General features: G+C 40.0%; 23 protein-coding genes. 12 read left to right on the forward strand and 11 right to left on the reverse strand.

Annotated elements, in window-relative coordinates:
* Positions 1-146: 146 nt before the first annotated feature.
* Together DZC72_RS04490 and DZC72_RS04495 are read left to right on the forward strand one after the other, a co-directional pair.
* Positions 147-1,850: a GMC oxidoreductase gene (locus DZC72_RS04490; RefSeq protein ID WP_125221676.1), complete on the forward strand. Its 1,704-nt coding sequence runs from the start codon at positions 147-149 to the stop codon at positions 1,848-1,850.
* Between the two features lie 108 nt (positions 1,851-1,958).
* Positions 1,959-2,417 carry an ASCH domain-containing protein gene (locus DZC72_RS04495; protein WP_125221677.1) on the forward strand — a complete coding sequence of 153 codons (459 nt, stop codon included), beginning with the start codon at positions 1,959-1,961 and terminating at the stop codon, positions 2,415-2,417.
* A gap of 50 nt (positions 2,418-2,467) precedes the next feature.
* On the opposite strand, the gene DZC72_RS04500 is transcribed toward DZC72_RS04495, so the two are convergent.
* Genes DZC72_RS04500 through DZC72_RS04515 form a run of 4 tightly spaced genes read right to left on the reverse strand, consistent with a single transcriptional unit; the run spans position 2,468 to position 6,345 of the window.
* Complete coding sequence (locus tag DZC72_RS04500; RefSeq protein ID WP_125221678.1) at positions 2,468-3,607, reverse strand: Gfo/Idh/MocA family protein; 1,140 nt, start codon at positions 3,605-3,607, stop codon at positions 2,468-2,470.
* 48 nt (positions 3,608-3,655) lie between these two features.
* Positions 3,656-4,888, reverse strand: coding sequence for a nucleoside permease (locus DZC72_RS04505; protein ID WP_125221679.1), 1,233 nt, complete (start codon positions 4,886-4,888; stop codon positions 3,656-3,658).
* Between the two features lie 6 nt (positions 4,889-4,894).
* Positions 4,895-5,338, reverse strand: coding sequence for a DinB family protein (locus tag DZC72_RS04510; protein ID WP_125221680.1), 444 nt, complete (start codon positions 5,336-5,338; stop codon positions 4,895-4,897).
* 17 nt (positions 5,339-5,355) lie between these two features.
* Complete coding sequence (locus DZC72_RS04515; RefSeq protein WP_125221681.1) at positions 5,356-6,345, reverse strand: sugar phosphate isomerase/epimerase family protein; 990 nt, start codon at positions 6,343-6,345, stop codon at positions 5,356-5,358.
* Positions 6,346-6,519: 174 nt separating this feature from the next.
* On the opposite strand from DZC72_RS04515, the gene DZC72_RS04520 reads away from it, so the two are divergent.
* The 3 genes from DZC72_RS04520 to DZC72_RS04530 all read left to right on the forward strand — a co-directional run bounded on the left by DZC72_RS04520 (position 6,520) and on the right by DZC72_RS04530 (position 9,892).
* Positions 6,520-8,238 (forward strand): GMC oxidoreductase, encoded by a 1,719-nt coding sequence (locus tag DZC72_RS04520; protein WP_125221682.1) that lies wholly within the window; start codon positions 6,520-6,522, stop codon positions 8,236-8,238.
* Entirely contained in the window at positions 8,238-8,885 is a 648-nt protein-coding gene (locus DZC72_RS04525) for a gluconate 2-dehydrogenase subunit 3 family protein (protein ID WP_125221683.1), read from the forward strand. Before DZC72_RS04520 ends, DZC72_RS04525 begins: the two co-directional genes overlap by 1 nt.
* 89 nt (positions 8,886-8,974) lie before the next feature.
* On the forward strand, positions 8,975-9,892 hold the full coding sequence (locus tag DZC72_RS04530) for a hydroxypyruvate isomerase family protein (RefSeq protein ID WP_125221684.1): 918 nt from the start codon (positions 8,975-8,977) through the stop codon (positions 9,890-9,892).
* A 484-nt stretch (positions 9,893-10,376) separates the two neighbouring features.
* Here the strand turns inward: DZC72_RS04530 and DZC72_RS04535 are convergent, their stop codons facing one another.
* Positions 10,377-10,880: a hypothetical protein gene (locus tag DZC72_RS04535; RefSeq protein WP_125221685.1), complete on the reverse strand. Its 504-nt coding sequence runs from the start codon at positions 10,878-10,880 to the stop codon at positions 10,377-10,379.
* A 468-nt stretch (positions 10,881-11,348) separates the two neighbouring features.
* Between DZC72_RS04535 and DZC72_RS04540 the strand changes: the two genes are divergently transcribed.
* Positions 11,349-12,083: a LytR/AlgR family response regulator transcription factor gene (locus DZC72_RS04540; protein WP_099546117.1), complete on the forward strand. Its 735-nt coding sequence runs from the start codon at positions 11,349-11,351 to the stop codon at positions 12,081-12,083.
* A gap of 6 nt (positions 12,084-12,089) precedes the next feature.
* Positions 12,090-14,078 carry a tetratricopeptide repeat protein gene (locus DZC72_RS04545; RefSeq protein WP_125221686.1) on the forward strand — a complete coding sequence of 663 codons (1,989 nt, stop codon included), beginning with the start codon at positions 12,090-12,092 and terminating at the stop codon, positions 14,076-14,078.
* Here the strand turns inward: DZC72_RS04545 and DZC72_RS04550 are convergent.
* Positions 14,071-14,640, reverse strand: coding sequence for a DUF3109 family protein (locus tag DZC72_RS04550; protein WP_125221687.1), 570 nt, complete (start codon positions 14,638-14,640; stop codon positions 14,071-14,073). The genes DZC72_RS04545 and DZC72_RS04550 overlap by 8 nt on opposite strands.
* Positions 14,641-14,750: 110 nt before the next feature.
* Here DZC72_RS04550 and DZC72_RS04555 point away from each other — a divergent pair, with 110 nt between their 5' ends.
* Together DZC72_RS04555 and DZC72_RS04560 are read left to right on the forward strand one after the other, a co-directional pair.
* Entirely contained in the window at positions 14,751-15,335 is a 585-nt protein-coding gene (locus DZC72_RS04555; protein WP_125221688.1) for a MarC family protein, read from the forward strand.
* A 35-nt stretch (positions 15,336-15,370) separates the two neighbouring features.
* Positions 15,371-15,574: a hypothetical protein gene (locus tag DZC72_RS04560; RefSeq protein ID WP_099546121.1), complete on the forward strand. Its 204-nt coding sequence runs from the start codon at positions 15,371-15,373 to the stop codon at positions 15,572-15,574.
* Here the strand turns inward: DZC72_RS04560 and DZC72_RS04565 are convergent.
* The 4 genes from DZC72_RS04565 to DZC72_RS04580 form a co-directional block, all read right to left on the reverse strand.
* On the reverse strand, positions 15,571-17,196 hold the full coding sequence (locus DZC72_RS04565) for a S41 family peptidase (protein WP_125221689.1): 1,626 nt from the start codon (positions 17,194-17,196) through the stop codon (positions 15,571-15,573). The genes DZC72_RS04560 and DZC72_RS04565 overlap by 4 nt on opposite strands.
* A 5-nt stretch (positions 17,197-17,201) precedes the next feature.
* Positions 17,202-17,633: a deoxycytidylate deaminase gene (locus DZC72_RS04570; protein ID WP_125221690.1), complete on the reverse strand. Its 432-nt coding sequence runs from the start codon at positions 17,631-17,633 to the stop codon at positions 17,202-17,204.
* A 91-nt stretch (positions 17,634-17,724) separates the two neighbouring features.
* A complete protein-coding gene (locus DZC72_RS04575) occupies positions 17,725-18,309 on the reverse strand; it encodes a HupE/UreJ family protein (protein ID WP_125221691.1) in 585 nt (194 codons plus the stop codon).
* Positions 18,310-18,323: 14 nt separating this feature from the next.
* On the reverse strand, positions 18,324-19,064 hold the full coding sequence (locus tag DZC72_RS04580; RefSeq protein ID WP_125221692.1) for a TerB family tellurite resistance protein: 741 nt from the start codon (positions 19,062-19,064) through the stop codon (positions 18,324-18,326).
* A 130-nt stretch (positions 19,065-19,194) separates the two neighbouring features.
* On the opposite strand from DZC72_RS04580, the gene DZC72_RS04585 reads away from it, so the two are divergent.
* The 3 genes from DZC72_RS04585 to DZC72_RS04595 all read left to right on the forward strand — a co-directional run bounded on the left by DZC72_RS04585 (position 19,195) and on the right by DZC72_RS04595 (position 21,091).
* A complete protein-coding gene (locus DZC72_RS04585; protein ID WP_125221693.1) occupies positions 19,195-19,605 on the forward strand; it encodes a BrxA/BrxB family bacilliredoxin in 411 nt (136 codons plus the stop codon).
* 74 nt (positions 19,606-19,679) lie between these two features.
* A complete protein-coding gene (locus DZC72_RS04590; RefSeq protein WP_125221694.1) occupies positions 19,680-20,417 on the forward strand; it encodes a lysophospholipid acyltransferase family protein in 738 nt (245 codons plus the stop codon).
* Complete coding sequence (locus tag DZC72_RS04595) at positions 20,414-21,091, forward strand: HD domain-containing protein (RefSeq protein WP_125221695.1); 678 nt, start codon at positions 20,414-20,416, stop codon at positions 21,089-21,091. Before DZC72_RS04590 ends, DZC72_RS04595 begins: the two co-directional genes overlap by 4 nt.
* A 59-nt stretch (positions 21,092-21,150) precedes the next feature.
* Here DZC72_RS04595 and DZC72_RS04600 read toward each other — a convergent pair whose 3' ends face one another.
* Positions 21,151-22,581 (reverse strand): glycosyltransferase, encoded by a 1,431-nt coding sequence (locus DZC72_RS04600; protein WP_243641641.1) that lies wholly within the window; start codon positions 22,579-22,581, stop codon positions 21,151-21,153.
* Between the last annotated feature and the right edge of the window lie 219 nt (positions 22,582-22,800).

Here is a 22,800-nt window from a genome sequence, read left to right on the forward strand (position 1 = left end):
TTCTATTCTATAATTCGTTGAAAATCTTGCCGATAGAAATAGGTGAATTAATCTTATATTTAAGAATTAATTACATATTTCACTATTTATCAATAATCAATCTATAAATATAGGAAATACCAATAGAAAAAGATAAAAATATCCGAATGAATCAAGACGAAACCTATGATGCTATTGTAGTTGGGACAGGGATCAGTGGCGGCTGGGCCGCCAAGGAACTTTCCGAAAACGGCTTAAAAACCTTGGTACTAGAACGTGGGCGTATGGTGGAACATATCAAGGATTATCCCACCATGAACGACGACCCTTGGGATTTTCCGTATAAGGGGGAACTTTCCGCGGATGACAAAAAGAAGTATCACGTTCAAAGCCGGGTCAATTGGGCTCCAAAAGATGATAACAAGCATTTTTTTGTAAACGATCTGGAACACCCCTATGTGGAGACCAAACGGTTCGATTGGATACGGGGCTATCAAGTAGGTGGAAGATCTCTTACATGGGGCAGACAAAGCTATCGTTGGAGCGATATCGACTTTGAGGCCAACAAAAAAGAGAATATTGGCGTGGATTGGCCGGTACGTTATAAGGATATAGCTCCATGGTATGACAAAGTGGAACGTTATATAGGTGTGAGCGGTGAAAATTTAGGCCTCAAACAATTACCCGATGGCATTTATCAACCCGCCATGAAACTGAATTGTGTGGAAGATGCGTTTAAAACAGCAACGGCAGAAAAATTCGAAGATGGACGACTGGTCACTATAGGTAGGGCGGCACATATTACGGACCCGAGTGCCAAATTTGAAGGAAGAAATACCTGTCAAAACAGAAACCGCTGTTCCAGAGGATGTCCCTTTGGCGGATACTTTAGCAGTAACTCCTCCACATTACCTGCTGCTGAAAGGACGGGAAATATGACATTGAGACCTAACTCCATTGTATATGAGGTCATCTATGACGATACCACAAAATTGGCGACCGGCGTGAAGGTTATAGATGCCGAAACCCATGAAAAATTGGAGTTTAAGGCGAAGGTTATCTTTTTATGTGCTTCGGCCATGGCCTCCGTTGGTATATTGCTTCAGTCGAAATCCGAACGTTTTCCCAACGGATTAGGCAACGATTCCGATGCCTTGGGAAGAGGCATCATGGACCATCACTATAAACTTGGAGCAACTGCCTCAGTGGATGGCTATTTGGACAAATATTACAAAGGCAGACAGCCTTCTGGATTTTATATTCCAAGGTTCGTGAACTTGGATGAAAACACCGGGAAAAAGGAATATTTAAGGGGCTTCGGCTATCAAGGTAGGGCCAGCAGAGGGGATTGGACGGATGCCATTGCTGAACTCAGCTATGGAAAAGAGCTCAAGGACCAAGTTCTAAAGCCAGGTAAGTGGACGATAGGTGCTACAGGTTTTGGTGAATTTCTGCCTTATGATGCCAATAGGGTAACTTTGAGCCCTACGGAAAAGGACAAATGGGGCCTTCCTCAATTAGCCTTTGATGTGGAATTCAAGGAAAACGAGTACAAAATGCGGGAGGATATTAAAAAGCAAATCGTGGACATGTTCAGGGCCGCTGGATTTAAGGATGTACAAGCCTATGATGAAGAAACCGGTCCCGGTTTGGGCATTCATGAAATGGGAGGAGCAAGAATGGGCCATAGCCCTAAGAGTTCCATAATAAACATGCACAACCAGGTGCACTTGGTCCCCAATGTTTATGTAACCGATGGTGCTTTTATGTCGTCCTCCAGCTGTGTAAATCCCAGCTTGACCTATATGGCGTTTACGGCCCGTGCGGCGAACCATGCCGCGAAGGAATTTAAGTCGGGCACTTTTTCATAAGCGGGACAGTAATCGGGAAAGGAATAAAATATATCGATTTAATTGCACTTTTAAATTTTATGCCAGTTCTTTAGCATTTGTATGCTAACCAACCATTCGCTTTAGATTATGGAAAATGCCTCAGCTAGGAACATGTGGGGAGATTACTTGGACAAGCACTTGGAAGATGCCTTCCACGAAGCCCCACAGGTAATTCATTTTTGCGATAACCAACAAGATGCCGATTTATGTGCGGATCTCGTTAAAAAAGGAATAAAAAAGGCCACTACGGACTCCCTTTTGGGACTTCAGTATAGAAAAGAACCCTTGCCAAAAATTGGAGATTTTAAAGTAGTGACCAATTGGGATGGAGAGGCCCAATGTATCATAAAGTTAACATCGGTCAAGTTAAAACCCTATTTCAGTATCGATGCCGCCTATGCCCAATTGGAGGGAGAAGGTGACAAAAGTCTGGACTATTGGAAAAAAGTTCATTGGGATTACTATACACGGGAACTTGAACCTTATGGACGTGTACCAAGGGAAAGTATGATTTTGGTATGCCAAGAATTCGAACGCATATTTTAAAGCAAAAAGGACCAGTGAGTAGCCGGTCCTTTTTTAAATGGGTTTATTAATTAATCCTCTAAATTCACCCAAGTATTTCCATTTTTGTTGGATTCCACAGTAGACAGGATGAAATCCATACCACGTACCCCATCGATTATGGTTGGGAATTCCCCATCGTTGTATTTTTCGCCACGGATGGCCCTTGCAGCTCCCAGATAGATATTTGCCATGGAATCAAAAATTCCTTCTGGGTGTCCTGGAGGTAATTTAGTGCCATCCAAGGACAGATCGGTATTATAGGCATGACCTGGTTTGTACATCTGAACAGGTTCCGTATCGCTCATTTTATAAAGGAAGTTAGGGTTTTCCTGTTCCCAAACAAAAGCACCTTTTTCACCATAAATGCGAATGGCCAAGCCATTTTCCTCGCCGGTGGCCACCTGGCTTCCTCGAATCACCCCTTTTACATGGTCCCCCATTCTTATAAGCACGGTTCCATCCACATCCATTTGGTTATCATCGTATAAATAGTTGAAATCACACAATACGGATTTTACCTTAAGCCCTGTAGTGTACTCCACCATATTAAAGGCATGTACCCCAATATCGCCCATGCAAGAACTGATACCCGCTTTTTTAGGGTCCAAACGCCAAACTGAATTTCGTTTCTCCTTATCATGGATAATGGCATTGATCCATCCTTGATAGTACCTTGCATCGACCTTATGAATTTTTCCTAAGGCCCCTGCCTTGATCATTTCCCTCATTTGGCGTACCATGGGATATCCGGTATAGGTATGTGTCAACGCAAATACCGTTCCCGATTTTTGTTGGGCTTCCAGGAGTATCTTTGCCTCTTCCAAGGTAGTGGTCATGGGCTTTTCACAGATAACGTGAAAACCATTGTCCAACAGTTTTTTGGCCATTGGAAAGTGCAGGAAGTTTGGGGTCAATACGGAGCAAACCTGGATACGTTCATCTTCCGGAAGTTTCATTTCCTCTTCCACCAAGGTGTCAAAATCCTTGTAAACTCTGTCCAAGGGAATGTCTATTTCCTTTGCAAACGCTACGTTGTCTTCATAATTCGGGTTAAAAACCGCTCCGGTAATCTGATAATTGTCATTGATGTGGGAAGCTACCCTATGCAATACCCCAATAAGAGAATCTCCTCCTCCTCCTAAAATTCCTAATCTAATTTTCTTTGGCATGTTGTAATCGTATTTTAAGTTTTAAGGTTTTCAATTTATGTAAAAAATCTAAGATTGATAGTCGATTTTTTCCGATTTGAACAAAAGAGCGAACAAAATGGATACAACCAGGGCAAAGCCGGCCGGGTAGAGCCAAATGCTATCCCAAATATGCATTCCATCACTCAACAAGTATTTATTAGATATTTCCCCTGCAATCCAAAATCCGATCAGCATTCCAACTCCATAGGTAGCCAAGGTAATCAACCCTTGGGCGGAGCTTTTGTATTTGGGTCCCGCTTTTCCGTCGGTATATATTTGTCCAGAAACAAAGAAAAAATCATAACAGATTCCATGTAAGGCAATCCCAATAAGCAACATGAACTCCCGTTCGCCAACATCACCATAGGCAAAAAGTAAGTAGCGAACGAACCAAGCCAACATCGCCACTATAATCGTATTCTTAAATCCAAAGCGGGTAAAGAAAACAGGTAATAACAACAGAAATAGGATTTCCGAAAGTTGTCCCAAGGTCATTTTTCCGGTGGGACTTTCCATTCCCACCTCGACCAAAAAGGGATTTGCATTTTGGTAATAGAATGCCAATGGAATACAAATGAGAATAGAGGATATGAAAAAGATCAAAAAATTCCTATCCTTAAAAAGACCTAAAGCATCCAGACCCAAAATATCCCTGAGTGATAGTTTATCACCGTTATCCTTCGCCTTTGGGGGTGTTTTGGGCAAAGTAAAACTAAAAACCCCGAGAAAAATGGAGGCTATGGAAGTCATTAAAAAGGTATTCTTTAGCATACCCTGCATAATACCGCCCGTGGAATCCCATTTAAAAAAGTAACTGATCAGTACACCTGCAATGATCCAGCCCATGGTACCAAAAACCCTTATCAATGAGAATTCCTTGGCCGGATTCGACATTTGGTTAAAGGAAACGGAATTTACAAGGGCCAGCGTAGGCATATACAAAATCATATAGCCCAATACATAGGGGTAAAAAACCTCAAAAGAGGTAGTTTTATACATTAAGAACAGAAGGCCGGCACCTATTAAATGTAGTAGGCCCAATATTTTTTCGGCATTAAAAAATCTATCGGCGATCAAACCAATGACAAAAGGAGCTATGATCGCGCCCCATGACTGTGTAGAGAACGCCAATGCAATTTCGCTATCGGTCGCATTAACATTATTTCCAAGAAAAGTACCCAAGGTTACAAACCAGCCTCCCCAAATGAAGAATTCAAGGAACATCATTAGACAAAGCTGCATTCTTACTCCCAAGTTCATAGCAACCTATCTTTTATAGAACACATAGTCCAAGACCAAAGGCTCCAAGCCATTGTTCCTGAAATCAACTGCAATCTGTCCCCTATGATTGGTGGAATGATTAATTATATGAAAGAGAATATCCTTTATTGTGTTAGTAAACAAGCGCCCTTCTGAATTTTCATAATCAATTCGTTTTTCGAAGCCGTCCGCATTAGTAATGATTTCAAAGGAGCTTCTTTGGTTCTCGTAATGGATATCGCTCCAATTCTTAACATCGTGCAAATCCCAAGAACTTAAATCAGGGGTATTCCCAAGAATTCTTGAATTCCAGCCATGATGCGCATTTAGGATGTGGCTAAAAAGTTTATGTGTCTTTTCCGGAGTTTCCCCCATGGCTATGCATTGTTCGATTATCCTCTTATTGCAATAATAATTGTAATCAAAAAGCTCATTAAAAAATGCCTCCATCTTTGATAATCATAGAATTAAACAACTTTTTGAGCTGCTTTTAACAGTAAATCCCTGGTCGCGATAATGCCTTCTTCCTCACTGAGTACGTTTCCTTCATATTCCACCCCTATATACCCGGTATAACCATTGTCCTTTACCATTTGTAGCATCTTAACATAATCAATGTTTTCCTCATTACCATTGGAATCGAATACATTTGATTTTGCACTTACAGCCTTGGCATACGGCATCAATTCTTTTACACCCTTATATTTGTCATAAGACACTTCGCACTCCCAGCTATCAGGTTTTCTGGTCATACAAAAGTTGCCAAAATCAGGCAAGGTCCCCACATTTTCCATATTCACCTTTTCCATGACCTGAGAATGCAGTTCTCCGTTTGAGGAGAGCCCTCCATGATTTTCCACTAAAATATTAATGCCCTTATCTTTTGCATACGTGGCCAATTTCGTCAATCCGTCCACGGAGTTCTGAATCCATTCTTCTGGAACATCACTTCCATTGAGATTTACCCGGATTGCATGGCATCCCATCGCGGCGGCCGCATCTACCCATTTCTTGTGTTTTTCTACGGTTTCATTACGTTCGGCCTCGTCACTCACAGCTAAATTGCCTTGACCATCGATCATAATGAGAACATTCTCCATACCATGTTTCTTAGCTTCGGCATTACTCTTTTCTACAAAGGCAGCCATGGCCTCTTCAGAGTAATCCGCATCTGAAAGTTCTGGATTATACAATTGACTTACATATTCCAAGCCTTTGAAGCCCCATTTTTTTGCCTTCTCTGCAAAAGTATAGGGGTCTACCCCGTTTTCCCTGATCATTCTATGGATGGACCATTGTGCCAAGGATAGCTCAAAAAATGGCTCTGCCGGACTTGTTTCCTCAACTTCCTCAGTCTTCCCTTCCTCTTTTTTGGTTTGTTTACAAGCATAGGCCCCTAAGAAAGTGACTCCTACTCCAGCTACTGTGGTCTTGCTAATAAAATTTCTTCTTTTCATGAATCAGTGAATATTTTGGTGTTATGTTATTGATTTTCTTTTAGTTCAGGATGGAAAAAAACTAGTAATTCCCTTTATTTTATGAGAATACAATAAGATATTCTCAACAAGATTAAGTTTTAAATGTATAGAATTAATTTAATATTTAATAAATTTAGGGAATAAACAATTTCTATGAGTAAATTTTATTATAACGAGGAACAGGAATCGTACGATGCGATTGTTGTTGGTACTGGTATTAGCGGTGGTTGGGCCGCAAAGGAGTTATGTGAAAACGGTTTGAAAACCTTGGTTCTCGAAAGGGGTAGGATGGTGAAGCACATTGAAGACTACGAAACCGCGAACATGGACCCTTGGGATTTTCCAAACGGTGGCGTAGCTACCAAGGAGATTATAGCGCAACAACCAAAGCAGCACAGGACAGGGTACACTACAAGCCAGGCAAGCCATATGTGGTTTGTAAACGATTTGGAACACCCTTATAACGAAACCAAACGATTTGATTGGATGCGTGGTTACCACTTAGGCGGTCGTTCCCTACAATGGGGTAGGCAGAGTTATCGCTGGAGCGATATCGACTTTACAGCTAACCAAAGAGAGGGTATAGCTGTGGATTGGCCCGTTCGTTATAAAGACATCGCGCCATGGTATTCCAAAGTGGAGAATTTTATTGGTGTGAGTGGGGAAGCACTTAATCTTCCACAATTACCCGACAGTGATTTCCTTCCCATGATGGATTTGAACTGTGTGGAGCAACATGTTAGGGAAAAAGTAGCCGAAAATTTTGATGGACGTGTTATTACTTCCGGTAGGGTTGCACATATCACAGGTACTAAAAATTTCGATGGACGATCAAAATGTCAATTTAGGAATAGATGTATACGAGGTTGTCCTTTTGGCGCCTATTTCAGTAGCCTGTCATCAACTTTGCCAGCCGCAGAAGCCACAGGGAATATGACTCTTAGACCGGATTCAATCGTTCACGAAATTATGTATGATCCAGATACCAAAAGAGCCACAGGTGTTAAGGTCATAGACAGGGTAACCAAAGAGGCGTATGAATTTAAAGCGAAGGTGATCTTCCTATGTGCTTCTGCCATTGCCTCGACCTCTATTTTAATGCAATCAAAATCCGATAGATTCCCCAATGGTATGGGCAATGACTCGGATCAATTGGGCAGAAACATCATGGATCACCACCTTGGTGTAGGTGCTTCCGGTAAATTCGATGGTTTTGAGGATAAATATTATAAGGGCAGGAAGCCCAATGGTGTCTATATTCCAAGATTCAGAAATTTAGGAGGTGATTCCAATCGTACCGACTACAAGCGCGGTTTTGGATACCAAGGTGGCGCCAGTCGAGGAAACTGGGAGGATATAATCGCAGAAATGTCCCATGGTAAGAACTTAAAGGATGCCATTACGAAACCAGGCGGATGGACTTTTGGCATTGGTGGTTTTGGTGAAATCCTACCTTATGAGGAAAACAGATTTACCTTGGATTATGACAATACAGACCAATGGGGTCTACCAACGGTGACTTTTGATGCGGAATTCAAGGAGAACGAATATAACATGCGTAAGGACATGCAAGAGTCTGCCGTAGAGATGTTGGAAAAGGCAGGCCTTAGAGATGTTGTAGGACATGACAATAAGGAATCCCATGCCATAGGGCTCGGTATTCATGAAATGGGTACCGCAAGAATGGGTAGAGACCCAAAAACATCGGTACTTAATGGAAACAATGCCATACATGCCGTTCCCAATGTATATGTAACGGATGGGTCCTTTATGACCTCCGCAAGTTGTGTCAACCCGTCCTTGACCTATATGGCATTTACCGCAAGGGCCGCCAATCATGCAGCCCAAGAACTTAAAAAAGGAACTATATAATGGATAGAAGAAAAGCACTCAAAAATATGGGCCTTGCCATGGGTTATACCGTGGCAACGCCAACCCTTTTAAGTATTATGCAAAGTTGTAAAGGGGAACCGGTGGCTACTTGGGCACCTCATTTTTTTACCACTGTCGAAGGAGGGACACTTACCAAATTGGTAGATGTCATCCTTCCAAAGACGGATACCCCATCAGCTTCTGAACTACAAGTAGACATTTTCATTGACAAGTTTGCCAAAGATGTTATGGAAAAAGAACAGCAGGATTTCCTTAGAATGGCTATGGGTAAATTTACTGATAAAGCTTTACAGGAATCAGGTAAGTCAAATGCGGAAGACCTCACGGAGGAGGATTTAGAACCAGTGCTTGCAAATTCGTTGAAATATAGTAAGGAAGACGAAGCCAAAATGTTCGAGTCCATTACCTCCTACACAGAAGCTGTAGCCGAAGGAAAAGAAGCTACATTAGACGATGAAACTTCACGTTTCGCGTTTGCAAACAACTTACGAGGTCTCGCTATATGGGGTTACAAAACCTCCGAATATGTTGGTGAAGAACTAATGGCATACCTCCCAGTTCCAGGAGAATATATTCCTTGTGGTGATGTACAGGAATTAACAGGTGGAAAAGCTTGGTCCCTATAATATCAAAAGAGCGAAAAGAAATCTTTTATTATTAACTAGATAATGATTAGCGAATTGCATCTGATCTTTTAATATATAAATACCAACAGATGAAAAGGAGGGATTTTGTTAAAAATACGGCCCTTTCCAGTGGAGTTATTTCACTGGGCGGGGTCTTTTCCTATGCATCCAAAACCCACAAAATGGTATCAGCAAATAGTTTCAATCTTAAATACGCACCGCACTTTGGTATGTTCAAACACCACGCGGGCGAAAACCCTATCGATCAATTGAACTTTATGGCCGATCAAGGATTCACTGCTTTTGAAGATAATGGCCTTATGAACAGGGATATTTCCATGCAAACAAGCATTGGCGAAACCTTGGCCAAAAGAGGAATGACCATGGGCGTATTTGTAGTGGATAAAGGAGGTAATATGGCAAATACCTTGGCTGCCGGAAAACAGGAGCATTTGGATATCTTCTTGGACGGTTGCAGACGTGCCGTAGAGGTCGCCAAAAGGGTAAACGCAAAATGGATGACCGTGGTTCCGGGAGGTTTTGAAAGAAAACTACCTTTAGGTGTGCAGGATGCCAACGTTATAGAGGCTTTAAAACGGGCCTCGGAAATTTTTGAGCCCCATGGGCTCGTGATGGTCCTGGAGCCATTATCGGACTCACCTGACCTTTATTTACAGAACTCAGACCAAACCTACATGATTTGCAAAGCGGTGGATAGTCCCTCCTGTAAAATTCTCTTCGACATTTATCACATGCAAAAAACAGAAGGGAACCTAATCCATAATATGGGCCTTACTTGGGACGAAATCGCCTACATACAAATTGGGGACAATCCAGGTAGGAACGAACCCTCAACAGGTGAAATCAACTATAAGAACGTATTCAAGTTCATACATGAAAAGGGATTTGAGGGTGTTTTAGGTATGGAACACGGAAATTCGAGAGAAGGCAAAGAAGGGGAAACGGCTGTAATTGAAGCCTACAAGAAGGTAGACCAATTTCTATAGTACCAAACAAAGGATACTTCGTTCATTTTTATCATCCATTTCTGGAATTAGAGGCAAAAATTTGACTTTTCGATGAATCACCATAACAATATGTAAGTTTTTTACTACATTATCGTTATGGTAATTATGTATCCATATATTTATCTACTTGTTGTATATAGTGCCTTACTGTGTATTTCCAAAATAACTCGGTCTTACATAAATAAAAGGTACAAGTCTTGACTCAAAAATGATTTTTTGAGCATAGTCGTTATGGGTTAAAAAAACCGAGGAATTTTTTCCTCGGTTTTCTTAAATACAGGTTTAAATCTAAAAATACGACCCTCAATGCTTCATTTAATGAAAATGGCCACCAAATGCTCTAATCTAGGTAGTTCCCCCGAAACCTAATATCAGACTAGTAATACAATCCAATAATGCATTGTAATTCCTATTGGCGCTCAAAACATTGACCGGAATAGAACATTCCTAGGGTCGTATACTACTAATAATTTCGGAATGAATCCGAAATTCTAATGGTTCTTCCATAGTCGTTTACCAAGGTTACATCCATATATCCTTCAATACGATTATTATCCAACCTAAATATCCTAACGATTCCACTATCCGCAAAAAATGGTTTCTCGCCAAAATCCTTATGGATAAAATAGCCAAAAATTCCTTCGAAACCATTTAAGAAACCTTCTACCTTGTGCACTTCAAAAGCACCTTGATTTAAATCACTCCCGGTATTTTTGCCCCTCATTACCAACTCAATTTTGCTTTTGTCCTCCACGTCGCTAAAAACGAGTGTCCACTTATTAAATAAAGTACCAGCATCCGATTCTTCCACTGCCAAACCAAAATCAAGTTGGGATGGAAGCAGATTTTCATTGGTAGGTTGACCGATTATAAAATCAATTTTATCATCCGAATTGGAAATCAACAAAAAGGGCATAATCCCTAGAAAAACAAACTTGATTATTTTAATGACAAAGCGACTTATCATCTCTCCTGAAATTTAGTTATTTGGGTCAATCATAGTTTTTGTCTCATTATGGCCCATGGCTAATTTTTCAGGGAACGATTTTTCCGAGTTCTTGTGTTCGAGTATAGATGCCACAATTACTACTACTAACAAAATCCCAAACATTAGTAAACATCTTTTCATAATCAAAAACAATTTATTTTATTCATGTAACCACAACGAAATTAAGACAAGTTTAACGCCGCTAAGGGCAACTTGTATAAACTGCATTCTTTTTTGTATAATCGGGAAGCGGGTTTTCGAGAAATCCTGAGAAACTAAAAAGCTGTACTACTTTTCTTATAAGATTATGTGTTTCAAATGCTAAAACAACCCATTTTATAAATTATACCAGTTATACTCAAATAAACCCCATTGATACAAATTACCTATGCCGTTATCATCGTAGTTCTAATTTTGATTAACTTTCCCTTAGTGTAAATACTACATATGTTAGAAGCTGTAATCGTCGATGATGAAATAAAGGCACTCCAAAGTCTCACTTGGGAGCTCACCAATTTCAGTGAAGAAATTCATGTGATGGCGTCCTTTACCAACCCTTTTGAAGCTTTGGAATATTTGGAAAAAAATACGCCGGACTGTCTGTTCCTGGATATAGAAATGCCCACCATGGATGGTTTTCAATTCATCCAAAAACTGACGAACAAGAACTTTCCCGTGGTCATTACTACGGCCTATAACCAATATGCCATTAAAGCCCTAAAGAACGAGGCCATAGATTATCTATTGAAGCCTATCGATTCCGATGATTTGGAAGACACCATTTCCAAGATCAAAAAGTTCAACTCAAAGAATTTAACTGCTGAAAAACTGGAACAGATATTGCTAAATTTCAACTCTAGGTCTTCCAATAAACGAATTACACTGAACACGGACGGGAAATTGCTTTTTTTGGACAGTGATGAAATTCTGTATGCGGAGTCCGATGGCAATTACAGCACCCTATTTTTAACGGACGGCCAAAAAATTGTCCTTACAAAAAAATTGAAGGAAGTAAATCAGTTGTTGCCGGAAGATTGCTTTTTTAGAATTCACAATTCCTATATCATTAATTTAAACAAAATAAAGGAATTCCTTAAAACCGATGGATATGTGGTCTTAAAGTCCAATCATAAGATCCCTGTTTCCAGACAAAAGAAGTCGGACTTTCTTGATTTATTATGAGATTACATGATTCTGTCACCATTTAATAATCATTGGAATCCCTTATCCTTGAAACCTTCTTATTTAATTAGAAGGTTTATCCTTTTTTATGGAATTGTTTTTTCATTCCAGACTGCCCTATCACAAAATATTTCAGATGAATTCAAAGCCAAAGTAAATGAGTTGATAGAAGAAGCGCCAAGAACATATGCTAATATAGACAGCATTCTAAGGAATTCCCGTAAAGACACCCTCTCAATGAGGTTCGTGATACAGGCCTCCAAGAAGAATAGTTATCCAGAAGGGGAATTGTATGCCCTTAATCAACTAGGTAGGGTCTACAGGGATATTTCCAACTATCCAAAAGCGCTTGAACTTTTTCAACAAGCTTTAAAACTTTCCATCGAATCTGACAATATAGAATTCAGGATCTATAGTCTTAATATGATCAGTGTGGTCTATAGGCGTACGGAAGCCATAAAATCCGCATTGGATTATAGCCAAGAAGCCCTTGAACTTGCAGAAACTATAAAACCGGAAGACCGCTCCACTGGTATAAAAAGAAGTATCAACGTATCCTTAAACTCCATTGGCAATATCTATCAATTGTTGGAACAATACGACCTGGCCATCCAAAAGTTTAAGGAATCCATGCAATTGGAGAAGGAACTGGGTAATAAATTAGGGCTTGCCATAAACCATCAAAACGTTGGGGAATGTTATGAAGCCCAGGGAAAGTTGGAGCCGGCCTTGGAGAACTTTCAAAAATCGCTCTCCTACAACGAAGAAATAAGCTCAGAAAAGGGAAAAATCATCTGTAACTACAGCATTGCCCATATCTATGTTCATATGAAAAAAATGGATGAGGCAATGGCACTGCTTACATCCTCCTTGGAACGGGCCAAAGTATTAGGTGATCAGGAAATCATAGCCACTATACTAAACAATCTTGGTTGGGCCAATTTGAACATCGGGGATTATACACAAGCGGAAATCTATTTAAAAGAAGGACTCAAAATAGCCAAAACCTATAATTACCCATCGGAAGTTGCGGAAGCCAACAAATTTCTTTCCGAATTGTGGATGAAAAAGGATGACTTTAAAAAGGCCATGGACTTTTATAAAGAATCCAAAAAATATGAAGAACAGGTAACCAATAATCTGAATGTTAGGTATGTAAACGATATGATCGTAAGGTATGAGGCAGAAAAGCAAAATGATCAGCTCAAATCCTTGGAAGAAGAGGTAAAGAACCAGGCCATAACCTTGAGAAAAAATAAGACCATGTTGCTGGTGACCTTCATTGGATTGGCCTTGGCGGCCGGAATTCTTTACATCCTATACAGACAATATCAATTAAGCAGCGAAAAGAAACTACTTACCTTGGAACAGACAATGTTGCGTAGCCAAATGAATCCCCATTTCCTTTTCAATTCACTGAATTCCATCAAACTATATATAATAAACAACGAAAAGAAAAACGCTGTCCATTACCTAAATAAATTCTCCAAATTGGTTCGAAAGATTTTGGAAGCCTCATCGCAACGTGAAATTTCTTTGGCCGAGGAATTGGAAACGGTCGAACTGTATATGAACATTGAAAATATTCGGTTTTCAAACGAGATTATTTTTAAAATAAATATTGCCAACGATATCGATGTTCATGCCGTAAAGATTCCTTCCCTGATACTTCAGCCATTTTTAGAAAATGCCCTTTGGCATGGACTCTCCTCCAAGGAAGGCGAAAAAAACATACAGCTCGATGTAATGAAAGGCCGGGAGGGTTTTATAAAGATTGCCATTACCGATGATGGGGTAGGGCGCGATGCGGCAGAAAAAATCAAGGAACGTAAAGTCCTTAAAAGAAAATCAGTGGGTATTGATATTACGAAAGAACGATTGGCTAATTTTTCCAAGGATTATCAAAATTCCTTTCAGGTAGAGATCATAGATATCTACGACGATGACAATAAACCATCAGGTACCAAGATCATGCTGCACATTCCAACTATCTGAGGAAATCGGCAGCTACTTGCTCCAATTCGTCGTACCAATCCTTTCCAAATTTCCGTATCAACGCGTCCTTGACAAATTTGTAAATGGGTACTTTTAATTCTTCACCTAAGCTACAGGCTGGGTCACAGATATGCCATTTATGATAGTTTACCGCTGTTAGGGCTGTATACTCCTTAATCCTTACGGGATACAGGTGACAGGAAACAGGTTTTTTCCACTTGATCTTTCCCTGGTTATAGGCTTCCTCAATCCCACATTTGGCTATATTCCTTTCATCAAAGGTTACATAGGCACATTCGCTTCCATTTATAAGCGGGGTTTCCCATTCTCCGTCCTCACCTTTCACAAAGGCACCTTCACTTTCGATTACGGTGATACCTTCGGGCCTTAAAAAAGGTTTTACCTTGGAATAAATATCCACTAAGATCTCCGTTTCCTTTTCTTCCAAAGGTGCACCGGCATCACCGTCCACACAACATGCGCCCTTGCAGGCATTTAGGTTGCAAACAAAGTCGTTTTCAATGATCTCTTCGGATACAATGGTTTTTCCTAATTGGAACATGTGAAAATTTTAGTGCCGAAAGATACGGCATTTACTTTGTCCCTTTAATTATTATCCATTTAATAACATCCAAAGAGGTTTTATAAACGTAAATTTGCAAAAAATTTAGAATGACGTTCCATTTTAATTTAAGGGAAATTGCAACGGCGAGCATGGTATTATTCGCCGTAATCGATATACTTGGTAGTATTCCGATCATCATAGGCCTACGTAAAAAAGTGGGGCATATCCAATCCGAAAAAGCATCGATCGTAGCGGCATGTATCATGGTCGCCTTTTTATTTTTGGGTGAAGAAATCTTAAACCTTATTGGTATCGATGTAAACTCATTTGCAGTGGCGGGTTCGTTCATTATTTTCTTTCTCGCTATTGAAATGATCCTGGGCATCACCATCTACAAGGACGACGAACCGGAAAGTGCCTCCATTGTACCTATAGCCTTTCCTTTGATCGCTGGTGCCGGTACTCTAACATCATTGCTCTCCCTAAGAGCCGAGTATTATGTTGAGAATATCATTATATCCATCATAATTAATATAATCTTTGTATATCTCGTACTCAAATCCTCCGTCAAGCTTGAAAAAATCTTGGGCAAAGGCGGGGTCAACATAATTAGAAAAGTCTTTGGTGTCATATTAATGGCCATTGCGGTTAAACTCTTCGCGGCCAATATTAACGAACTTTTCAATCGATAAAAAAGATTGTATTTTTAAAGCATTAAGCGACTAAAATGAATAGGACTTTAACGATTATACTGGTTGTTTGTGCGGTTGCCCTTATCGCCTATAATGTAACCCTAATTGACTTTGAAAACCCTTTTGAAGGTAACAGTATCGTGGCCATAATTGGAGTCATGGCCTCCTTATGCGCCATAGTTTTGATACTTATTTTCTATACCAGTAAAAAAATACAGAAAAACCTGGATGAGGATTAATTTTGCGACTCGATAGCGGCCGCATCCGCTTGTTTAATGGTGGGATTGTCAAGTTCCAATACCTTTAACAGCATAGCATCCTTTACACTCTTTATTTTAGCATGCATATTGGCATCGAACAATTGCTCCGCCAAAGAAGCTTTAAGATATAATTTTATGCTATCCTCAAAATCATAAAAATTCATTTTGAGGTTTCTGGCCAAGGAATAATCCACAAACTTTTCAAAAAGGATGTCGTCCACCCTAAAATACCTGAAATACTCTTCCGCCGTATAATCCTTGTACAAGTCTCTGTTCTCATCAAGATGTTCGAATACAAAAAAGGATAAAAATCCCAAGCTATCCATACTCTCAACGGCCTCCTCCTCATTGGAGCCAATAGGTACGAATTCATCAGGTATGATACCACCTCCACCATAGACTATTTTACCTTTAGGAGTTGTGAACTTTAAGGAGTCGGCCACTTTTATGCTATCCACGGATACCATCTCGCCGTTGTGGTATCTATCCGTAAATCGTTCATAATAATCCTTGTTGCCATTGGCATAGCTTTTCTGAATGCTTCTACCGGTAGGGGTGTAGTATCGGGAAACGGTCAATCGAACGGCCGATCCATCGCCCAAGGCCATTTCACGCTGTACCAAACCCTTTCCAAAAGATCTTCTGCCCACAATAGTACCTATGTCATTATCCTGAAGCGCACCTGCCACGATTTCACTAGCGGAAGCGGAACGCTCATTGATAAGGACATATATAGGTTTATCCTCAAAACTTCCCCTACCTGTGGCATACGTTTTGTCTATTTTCCCTTTTTTGTTCTTGGTGAACAATATAAGTTTGTTGTCCTCCAAGAATTCGTCCGCCATTTGCTCTGCAATGTTCAAATAGCCCCCGGGATTGTCACGAAGGTCTAATACCAATTTTTGGGCACCTACGTTTCGAAGTTCTTCCAAGGCTGATTTAAATTCATCGTAGGTGGACTCTGCAAATCTGTTCACCTTTATATAACCTATATCATCGGAGAGCATATAATAGGATTCCACACTTTTAATGGGTACTACCCCCCTGGTCACCGTTACGTCAAATATCCTATCCTCTGATTTTCGATACACCCTAAGGTTAACAGGGGTACCTTCCTTTCCCTTTAGTTTCTGAACGATCAAATCACTGGGCATGTTCTTACCGTAAAGTGTATCATTATCGGCCATTAGGATTCGGTCTCCGGGCTTTATTCCCTTTACGAAACTGGGTCCATCCTTTATCGCACGAATAACGGATATGGTATCCCTGTACGGATAGAAATTAATACCTATACCTACAAAATCACCCTTCATGTTCTCCGCAACGCGGGTCATCTCCTTTTCTGGAATATAAACGGAATGGGGGTCTAGTTTTTCAAGAATACTGTTTACCGTAACATCTACGATGCTATCCGTGTTTACGTCATCCACGTACTCATAGTCGATATAATCGATCAATCTATTAAGCTTGTCCTTTTTGGAATTGGTGGTGAATAATTTTTCTGGGCTGTCATTGAAGTTAAGCTTACCGCCTACAAAAATTCCTATGGCCAAGGCCAGGGCGATTATGGTAGGCAAAAGATATGTATACTTGTTCTTCATTACAATCAATCATCTATTTGTGGCATATATTCAAGCTCCACCCCGGCCCTTTTCAAAAAGTTAAGCCCTGAATCGTCCTTATACGTTATCTGATATACAACACGTTTTATGCCAGATTGGTGAATCAACTTGCTACATTCCCTGCAAGGTGACAGGGTTATGTATAAAGTGGCACCCTGACAGCTTTGTGTTGAGGAAGCCACTTTTAAAATGGCATTCGCCTCAGCATGGAGTACATACCACTTGGTGTATCCTTCCTCATCCTCGCAAAAATTCTCAAAACCGGTAGGTGTTCCGTTATAGCCATCTGAAATGATCATACGATCCTTGACGATGATGGCCCCTACCTGCCTACGTTTACAATATGAGAGTTTTCCCCACTCCTTGGCCATCCTTAAATAGGCCTTGTCGTATTTTTCCTGTTTCGATTTGTTCATGTAAACGGAAGCAAAATTCTTGGTTTGTCTAAGATACCTGCTTTAAAAACCTTCGCAAAAGTATAGGGACAATTTTAACTTTTAAGATGCCTTACCAAGGAAACGTTTGATATAACAAAGGTATTGTGATTAATAAAACAATAATACTCGCTACCAAAACAAAATTGGGTTGTTTAATCCTACCCAAGTTTTGGACAGCGTAAGCCACCAACAGTACGGCCATCACAATAATTAATTGGGAGATTTCGATTCCGGTCGCGAATCCCAGTAACGGTGTTATTTTCTCATCTTCCCCTGCAATAAGCATCTTAAAATAATTGGAAAATCCAAAACCGTGGATGAGACCAAAAAAAGCGGTTGCCAGTGCATGCAACAAAATATTGGTCTGCCCTTGTAACCTCTTTAAGTAAACTATGTTGAAGATTGCCGTCAAAAATATGGTTACAGGTATTAAAAATTCAATTAATCCAACATCCATAACCACTATATCGAAAACCGAAAGCATTAAGGAAAGACAATGGGTAATCGTAAAAACCGTTGCCAGGACCAAGACCTTTTTCCAACTCTTGAAAGTAAAAGGAATTGCCAATGCAGATAAAAACAGGATATGGTCATATGCATTAAAATCCAACACATGGTTTAGGCCCATATTTATGTAAAACCAAAAATTCTCCACAACTATTTATTTTTTTAACTGATTCCCCTTTCCTTTTGTATGGTTTCATAGGCAAGCTGCACCTGCTTGAATTTTTCCTCCGCACCTCTTTTTATGGCCTCGTCCTGTGTATTCACCCTATCCGGATGGTATTTTTTCGCCATGGTACGGTAGGCTTTTTTTACCTCTTCATTAGTGGCAGATTTTTCAATCTCCAATATTTTATAGGAATTATCGGCCGATTTTATGAACATGGCCATAATACTTTCAAAATCTACTTGGGATACCCGCATATAACCGGCAATTTCCCTGATTTTATTTATCTCTGGCGTGCTGACATTCCCATCGGCCTGTGCGATACCAAACAAAAAATGCAGTAATTGGAGCCGTACTTCATACCGTGTCCTTTGTGCCAAAAAACTACTTATCCGCTGTGCGGAAATTTCCCTTTTTTTATTGATATCGTTAAAGGTCCTAAAAATGGCGTTCGCCTTTTCCTTTCCATACGTGCCTACAAAATACTGCCGTACGTAGTCCATTTCCTGTTGGCTTACCTGCCCATCGGCCTTGATTACAATGGAACATAAGGAAAGTAGGTTCAGTTCAAAATCCGCTGGAGATACATTGGGTCTAGTAAAATCACCAAAAACGGTCTGCGCCCTACCATTTCCAGACCCAAAAAGACTGTCCAAGGCACTTCCAACGAAAAAACCTAGAACAGCGCCTGCAAATCCCCTAATAAAAAAGCCAACTAAAGCCCCGATCCATTTAATCATTGCTATCTTTTGATAATTGCCAAAGATATAATATTAGGTAGAAAACCTACGACTAAGGAAACGTTAAGGTCTCCTTTAAAATAGTTCAAATTATTTATCTTTGTGTTTCAGATTTTCAAAAAAATATACTATGTATCCAGCAGAATTAGTAAAACCTATGAGAGACGACTTGGCTTCTGCCGGGTTTGAAGAATTATATACGGCAGAAGCGGTTGAAAATGCCATCAAACAGCAAGGGACCACACTGGTAGTGGTGAATTCCGTTTGTGGTTGTGCAGCTGCCAACGCTAGACCAGCGGCAAAAATGAGCTTACGGAACGAAAAAACTCCCGATCATACGGTCACAGTTTTCGCAGGAGTGGATACGGAAGCCGTCAACGCCGCAAGAAATTTGATGGTTCCTTTTCCACCGTCTTCACCTTCCATGGCACTGTTCAAGGATGGCGAACTGGTCCACATGATAGAGCGCCATCATATTGAGGGAAGGCCTGCTGAAATGATTGCTGAGAACCTTGTACAAGCCTACAACGAGTTCTGTTAGGCAGTATCCTTATTTCAACCGTATTTTAGATATTTTACACCGCTCTTAATAGAGCGGTTTTTTATTTTTGTAACATGCAAAAGATACTATCCTACATTGTTACCCCTTTTTTTTTCATTGTCTTTGGGATGACCCTGTTGGTTTTCCATCCTATACTTTGGTTGAGCTTAAAATTATTTGGTTATCCGGGTATTAAGAAAACTGTTAGCCTCCTCAATCTTAGCTTAATGCGCTCCACTAATATTCTAGGAACTACGTACAGGTTTACAAACCCCCACCAAATACCAACTGATAGACCACTAATAGTAGTTACCAATCATCAGAGCATGTACGACATTCCCCCCATTATTTGGTACATGAGGAAACACCACCCAAAGTTTGTAAGCAAAAAGGAATTGGGGAAAGGAATTCCAAGCGTCTCTTATAATTTGAGGCATGGTGGTTCAGTTTTGATAGACAGAAAGGATGCCAAAGCTTCAATCATGGAAATTGGAAAATTGGGTACATACATAGAAAAATATAACCGGACGGCCGTTATTTTCCCCGAAGGGACAAGAAGTAGGGATGGACATCCAAAACCTTTTAAACCTATGGGATTAAAGATGCTGATGAAGAAAGCCCCATCTGCTTTGATCGTTCCCATAAGCATCAATAATTCCTGGAAATTGGTCCAATATGGTAAATTCCCAATGGGATTAGGGGCGAAGGTTTCCTTTGATGTCCACGAACCATTTGAAAATGACGGAGACTTTGATGGATTGCTTGCCAAAGCCGAAGCTGCCGTCGTTTCCGGAATAAATTCATTTAAATGAGCAATACCGAAATCGTTGAGGAAACAATCACCTTTGTAAAGGAAACACTACAGAATGCGGAAGGTGGGCATGATTGGTTTCATATAAAAAGGGTATTTCAAAACAGTATGCTCATTGCAAAGGACGAAAAAGTGGATATTCTTGTGGTAAGCCTCGCAGCCTTATTGCACGATATAGCCGATGCAAAATTTCATAATGGCGATGAAACTGTTGGACCGCAAATGGCCTCAGACTTCCTTAACTCCCTTAAGGTCAAGAAAAAAACAGCTCGGCATGTAGTAAAAATTATTGAACACATATCCTTTAAAAACAGTCTAGATAAGTCCCAAAAGAGGTCTTTCAGCTCCAAGGAACTTGAAGTTGTTCAGGATGCCGATCGTTTGGATGCCATTGGTGCTATTGGTATTGCCCGAGCATTCAATTACGGTGGATTTAAAAACAGGGAAATCTACAATCCGGATATTGCCCCAAATCTAAAACTAAGCAAGGAAGCCTATAAAAAATCAACGGCCCCAACTATCAACCATTTCTACGAAAAATTGCTCCTCCTAAAGGATAAAATGAATACCGCTACCGGGATAAAGCTTGCAGAATCAAGGCACCAATTTATGTTGGATTACTTGGAACAGTTTTATTCTGAATGGAATCCATTGATCGCTAAACCAAAGCAATAAAAAAGGGAAATCTAAATTGATTCCCCTTTCAACGAAAACTAATAATTTTGATTTTTTGACTATCCCCTGGTCAACCAACCTCTTCTATTGGCGGTCGCAATGGCATAAGGAGTTATCCAGAACAGTCCAAATGTATACATTACGCTATAGGAATAAGCCCAGAATGATTCTATAAAGTTATATCTCTTCGCATAAAAAATAACTGGAAAAGTAGATAGTACCAGAATACTCAAGAACGTTGAGCTAATAAATAAGATTGGATGTGTTAGAACAAAATACAGCATAAACAAAAGGAATGGATAACTCATTACAATTTTAGTTGCCTGACTAAAGAACAATAGTCGTGTGCCCGCCTTGTTCCCTTTCCTAAAGTTTGTAAATACATACTTGGACATTTCAATATTCTCCCTAACGTTGCTCCTGCCCCATCTAATGAACATTTTATAAAGGCCCTTGTATTTTTCAGGAACATTGGTAAAAGCATAGGCATTTCTTTGAAATAGCACATGATATCCTTGCTTCAAAATCATATTCGTCATGGCACGGTCCTCTCCAATATCGGAAGGTTGTCCCATAAAGGTTTGGTTTATCCATGCATCCAAACAAGCGAATACAGCGGTTCTGCGATATGCGGCCAAGGCCCCAGGGGTACACAGAACTGAATTGAGGCTACTTTCGGCTGATCTTACAAATTCAAAACTCAAAACAAAGCTCACGTCCAACATTTTAGGTATCAAGGCCTCCTTATTGTTCAATACCCTAATGTTACCTGCAACGGCACCGCAGTTTTCATTGGTCACAAAAGGACTTACCAAATTCCTTAAAGTATCCTTCTTTACAATGGAATCACTATCCACAGTTACAAAAACCTCCCCTATCCCCTCATTAAAACCACGGTATAAGGCATGTCTTTTTCCCATATTCTTAGGTTGTTGGCAAATGGAAACCCGATCACCCAATACCTTTTTGGCCTCTTGCATCCAATGCCAGGTATCGTCCTTGCTCCCATCATCAATAGAAAGCAATTGTAGTTTTTCTATAGGATAATCGCTATCCGCCAAACTCATCAAGGTGGCATATACCTGTTTCCCTTCATTATAAGCGGGAACAATAACGGTACATGTAGGAAGCTCCTTATCTGAAACCGATGCTATCGCCTTGTAGCGAAAATATCTGTATAAGGTGTAGACAAAAAAACCAGCTTTGAACAGAAAAAGCCCGGTTGCAATAACCATAAATATTAAACCGAAAGTAGTACTCATTCGGTCTTGATTGAACTGGTCATAATCTGCCTGCAAGACATACATCACATAAATGGACGCGATCATTAGTACAAACGTGCTGCCCATAACAAAAACGCCCCACGCATTTGCGTTTTGAATAAAAGATTGGAATCTTGATTTCAATAAAAAACCGTTCTCGATACTTGGTTTGATATCAGAGTGGTTAACGGCATTAAATCCATGTGTCATAGTATTTTCAGATTTCATTTGTGTTCTTGATTTGTTCTATAGTTTATACGGCTACAATGCTATTCTGGATTTTCATTTATGATATATTTATGTAAAAAGCGATTCTTTAACTTTTAGGTAAGAATTTGCGATGGTTTAAGCCGATAAATTCATCAAATTCAAAATGAAGGCTAGGTCATTTTTTTTGTGAATATCAAAAAAAACACCCCATCATTTTATAAGTTTATAAATAACTAT

Source organism: Maribacter algicola, assembly GCF_003933245.1.
GTDB classification, from domain to species: Bacteria; Bacteroidota; Bacteroidia; order Flavobacteriales; family Flavobacteriaceae; genus Maribacter; species Maribacter algicola.

Coding starts and splice junctions, on each gene's coding strand:
- DZC72_RS04540 (WP_099546117.1), top strand. CDS start 11,349: ATGTTAGAAGCTGTAATCGTCGATGATGAAATAAAGGCACTCCAAAGT.
- DZC72_RS04505 (WP_125221679.1), bottom strand. CDS start 4,888: ATGAACTTGGGAGTAAGAATGCAGCTTTGTCTAATGATGTTCCTTGAA.
- DZC72_RS04515 (WP_125221681.1), bottom strand. CDS start 6,345: ATGAAAAGAAGAAATTTTATTAGCAAGACCACAGTAGCTGGAGTAGGA.
- DZC72_RS04555 (WP_125221688.1), top strand. CDS start 14,751: ATGACGTTCCATTTTAATTTAAGGGAAATTGCAACGGCGAGCATGGTA.
- DZC72_RS04530 (WP_125221684.1), top strand. CDS start 8,975: ATGAAAAGGAGGGATTTTGTTAAAAATACGGCCCTTTCCAGTGGAGTT.
- DZC72_RS04580 (WP_125221692.1), bottom strand. CDS start 19,064: ATGATTAAATGGATCGGGGCTTTAGTTGGCTTTTTTATTAGGGGATTT.
- DZC72_RS04570 (WP_125221690.1), bottom strand. CDS start 17,633: ATGAACAAATCGAAACAGGAAAAATACGACAAGGCCTATTTAAGGATG.
- DZC72_RS04510 (WP_125221680.1), bottom strand. CDS start 5,338: ATGGAGGCATTTTTTAATGAGCTTTTTGATTACAATTATTATTGCAAT.
- DZC72_RS04585 (WP_125221693.1), top strand. CDS start 19,195: ATGTATCCAGCAGAATTAGTAAAACCTATGAGAGACGACTTGGCTTCT.
- DZC72_RS04525 (WP_125221683.1), top strand. CDS start 8,238: ATGGATAGAAGAAAAGCACTCAAAAATATGGGCCTTGCCATGGGTTAT.
- DZC72_RS04595 (WP_125221695.1), top strand. CDS start 20,414: ATGAGCAATACCGAAATCGTTGAGGAAACAATCACCTTTGTAAAGGAA.
- DZC72_RS04600 (WP_243641641.1), bottom strand. CDS start 22,581: ATGAAATCTGAAAATACTATGACACATGGATTTAATGCCGTTAACCAC.
- DZC72_RS04520 (WP_125221682.1), top strand. CDS start 6,520: ATGAGTAAATTTTATTATAACGAGGAACAGGAATCGTACGATGCGATT.
- DZC72_RS04560 (WP_099546121.1), top strand. CDS start 15,371: ATGAATAGGACTTTAACGATTATACTGGTTGTTTGTGCGGTTGCCCTT.
- DZC72_RS04495 (WP_125221677.1), top strand. CDS start 1,959: ATGGAAAATGCCTCAGCTAGGAACATGTGGGGAGATTACTTGGACAAG.
- DZC72_RS04590 (WP_125221694.1), top strand. CDS start 19,680: ATGCAAAAGATACTATCCTACATTGTTACCCCTTTTTTTTTCATTGTC.
- DZC72_RS04500 (WP_125221678.1), bottom strand. CDS start 3,607: ATGCCAAAGAAAATTAGATTAGGAATTTTAGGAGGAGGAGGAGATTCT.
- DZC72_RS04490 (WP_125221676.1), top strand. CDS start 147: ATGAATCAAGACGAAACCTATGATGCTATTGTAGTTGGGACAGGGATC.
- DZC72_RS04565 (WP_125221689.1), bottom strand. CDS start 17,196: ATGAAGAACAAGTATACATATCTTTTGCCTACCATAATCGCCCTGGCC.
- DZC72_RS04550 (WP_125221687.1), bottom strand. CDS start 14,640: ATGTTCCAATTAGGAAAAACCATTGTATCCGAAGAGATCATTGAAAAC.
- DZC72_RS04535 (WP_125221685.1), bottom strand. CDS start 10,880: ATGATAAGTCGCTTTGTCATTAAAATAATCAAGTTTGTTTTTCTAGGG.
- DZC72_RS04545 (WP_125221686.1), top strand. CDS start 12,090: ATGATTCTGTCACCATTTAATAATCATTGGAATCCCTTATCCTTGAAA.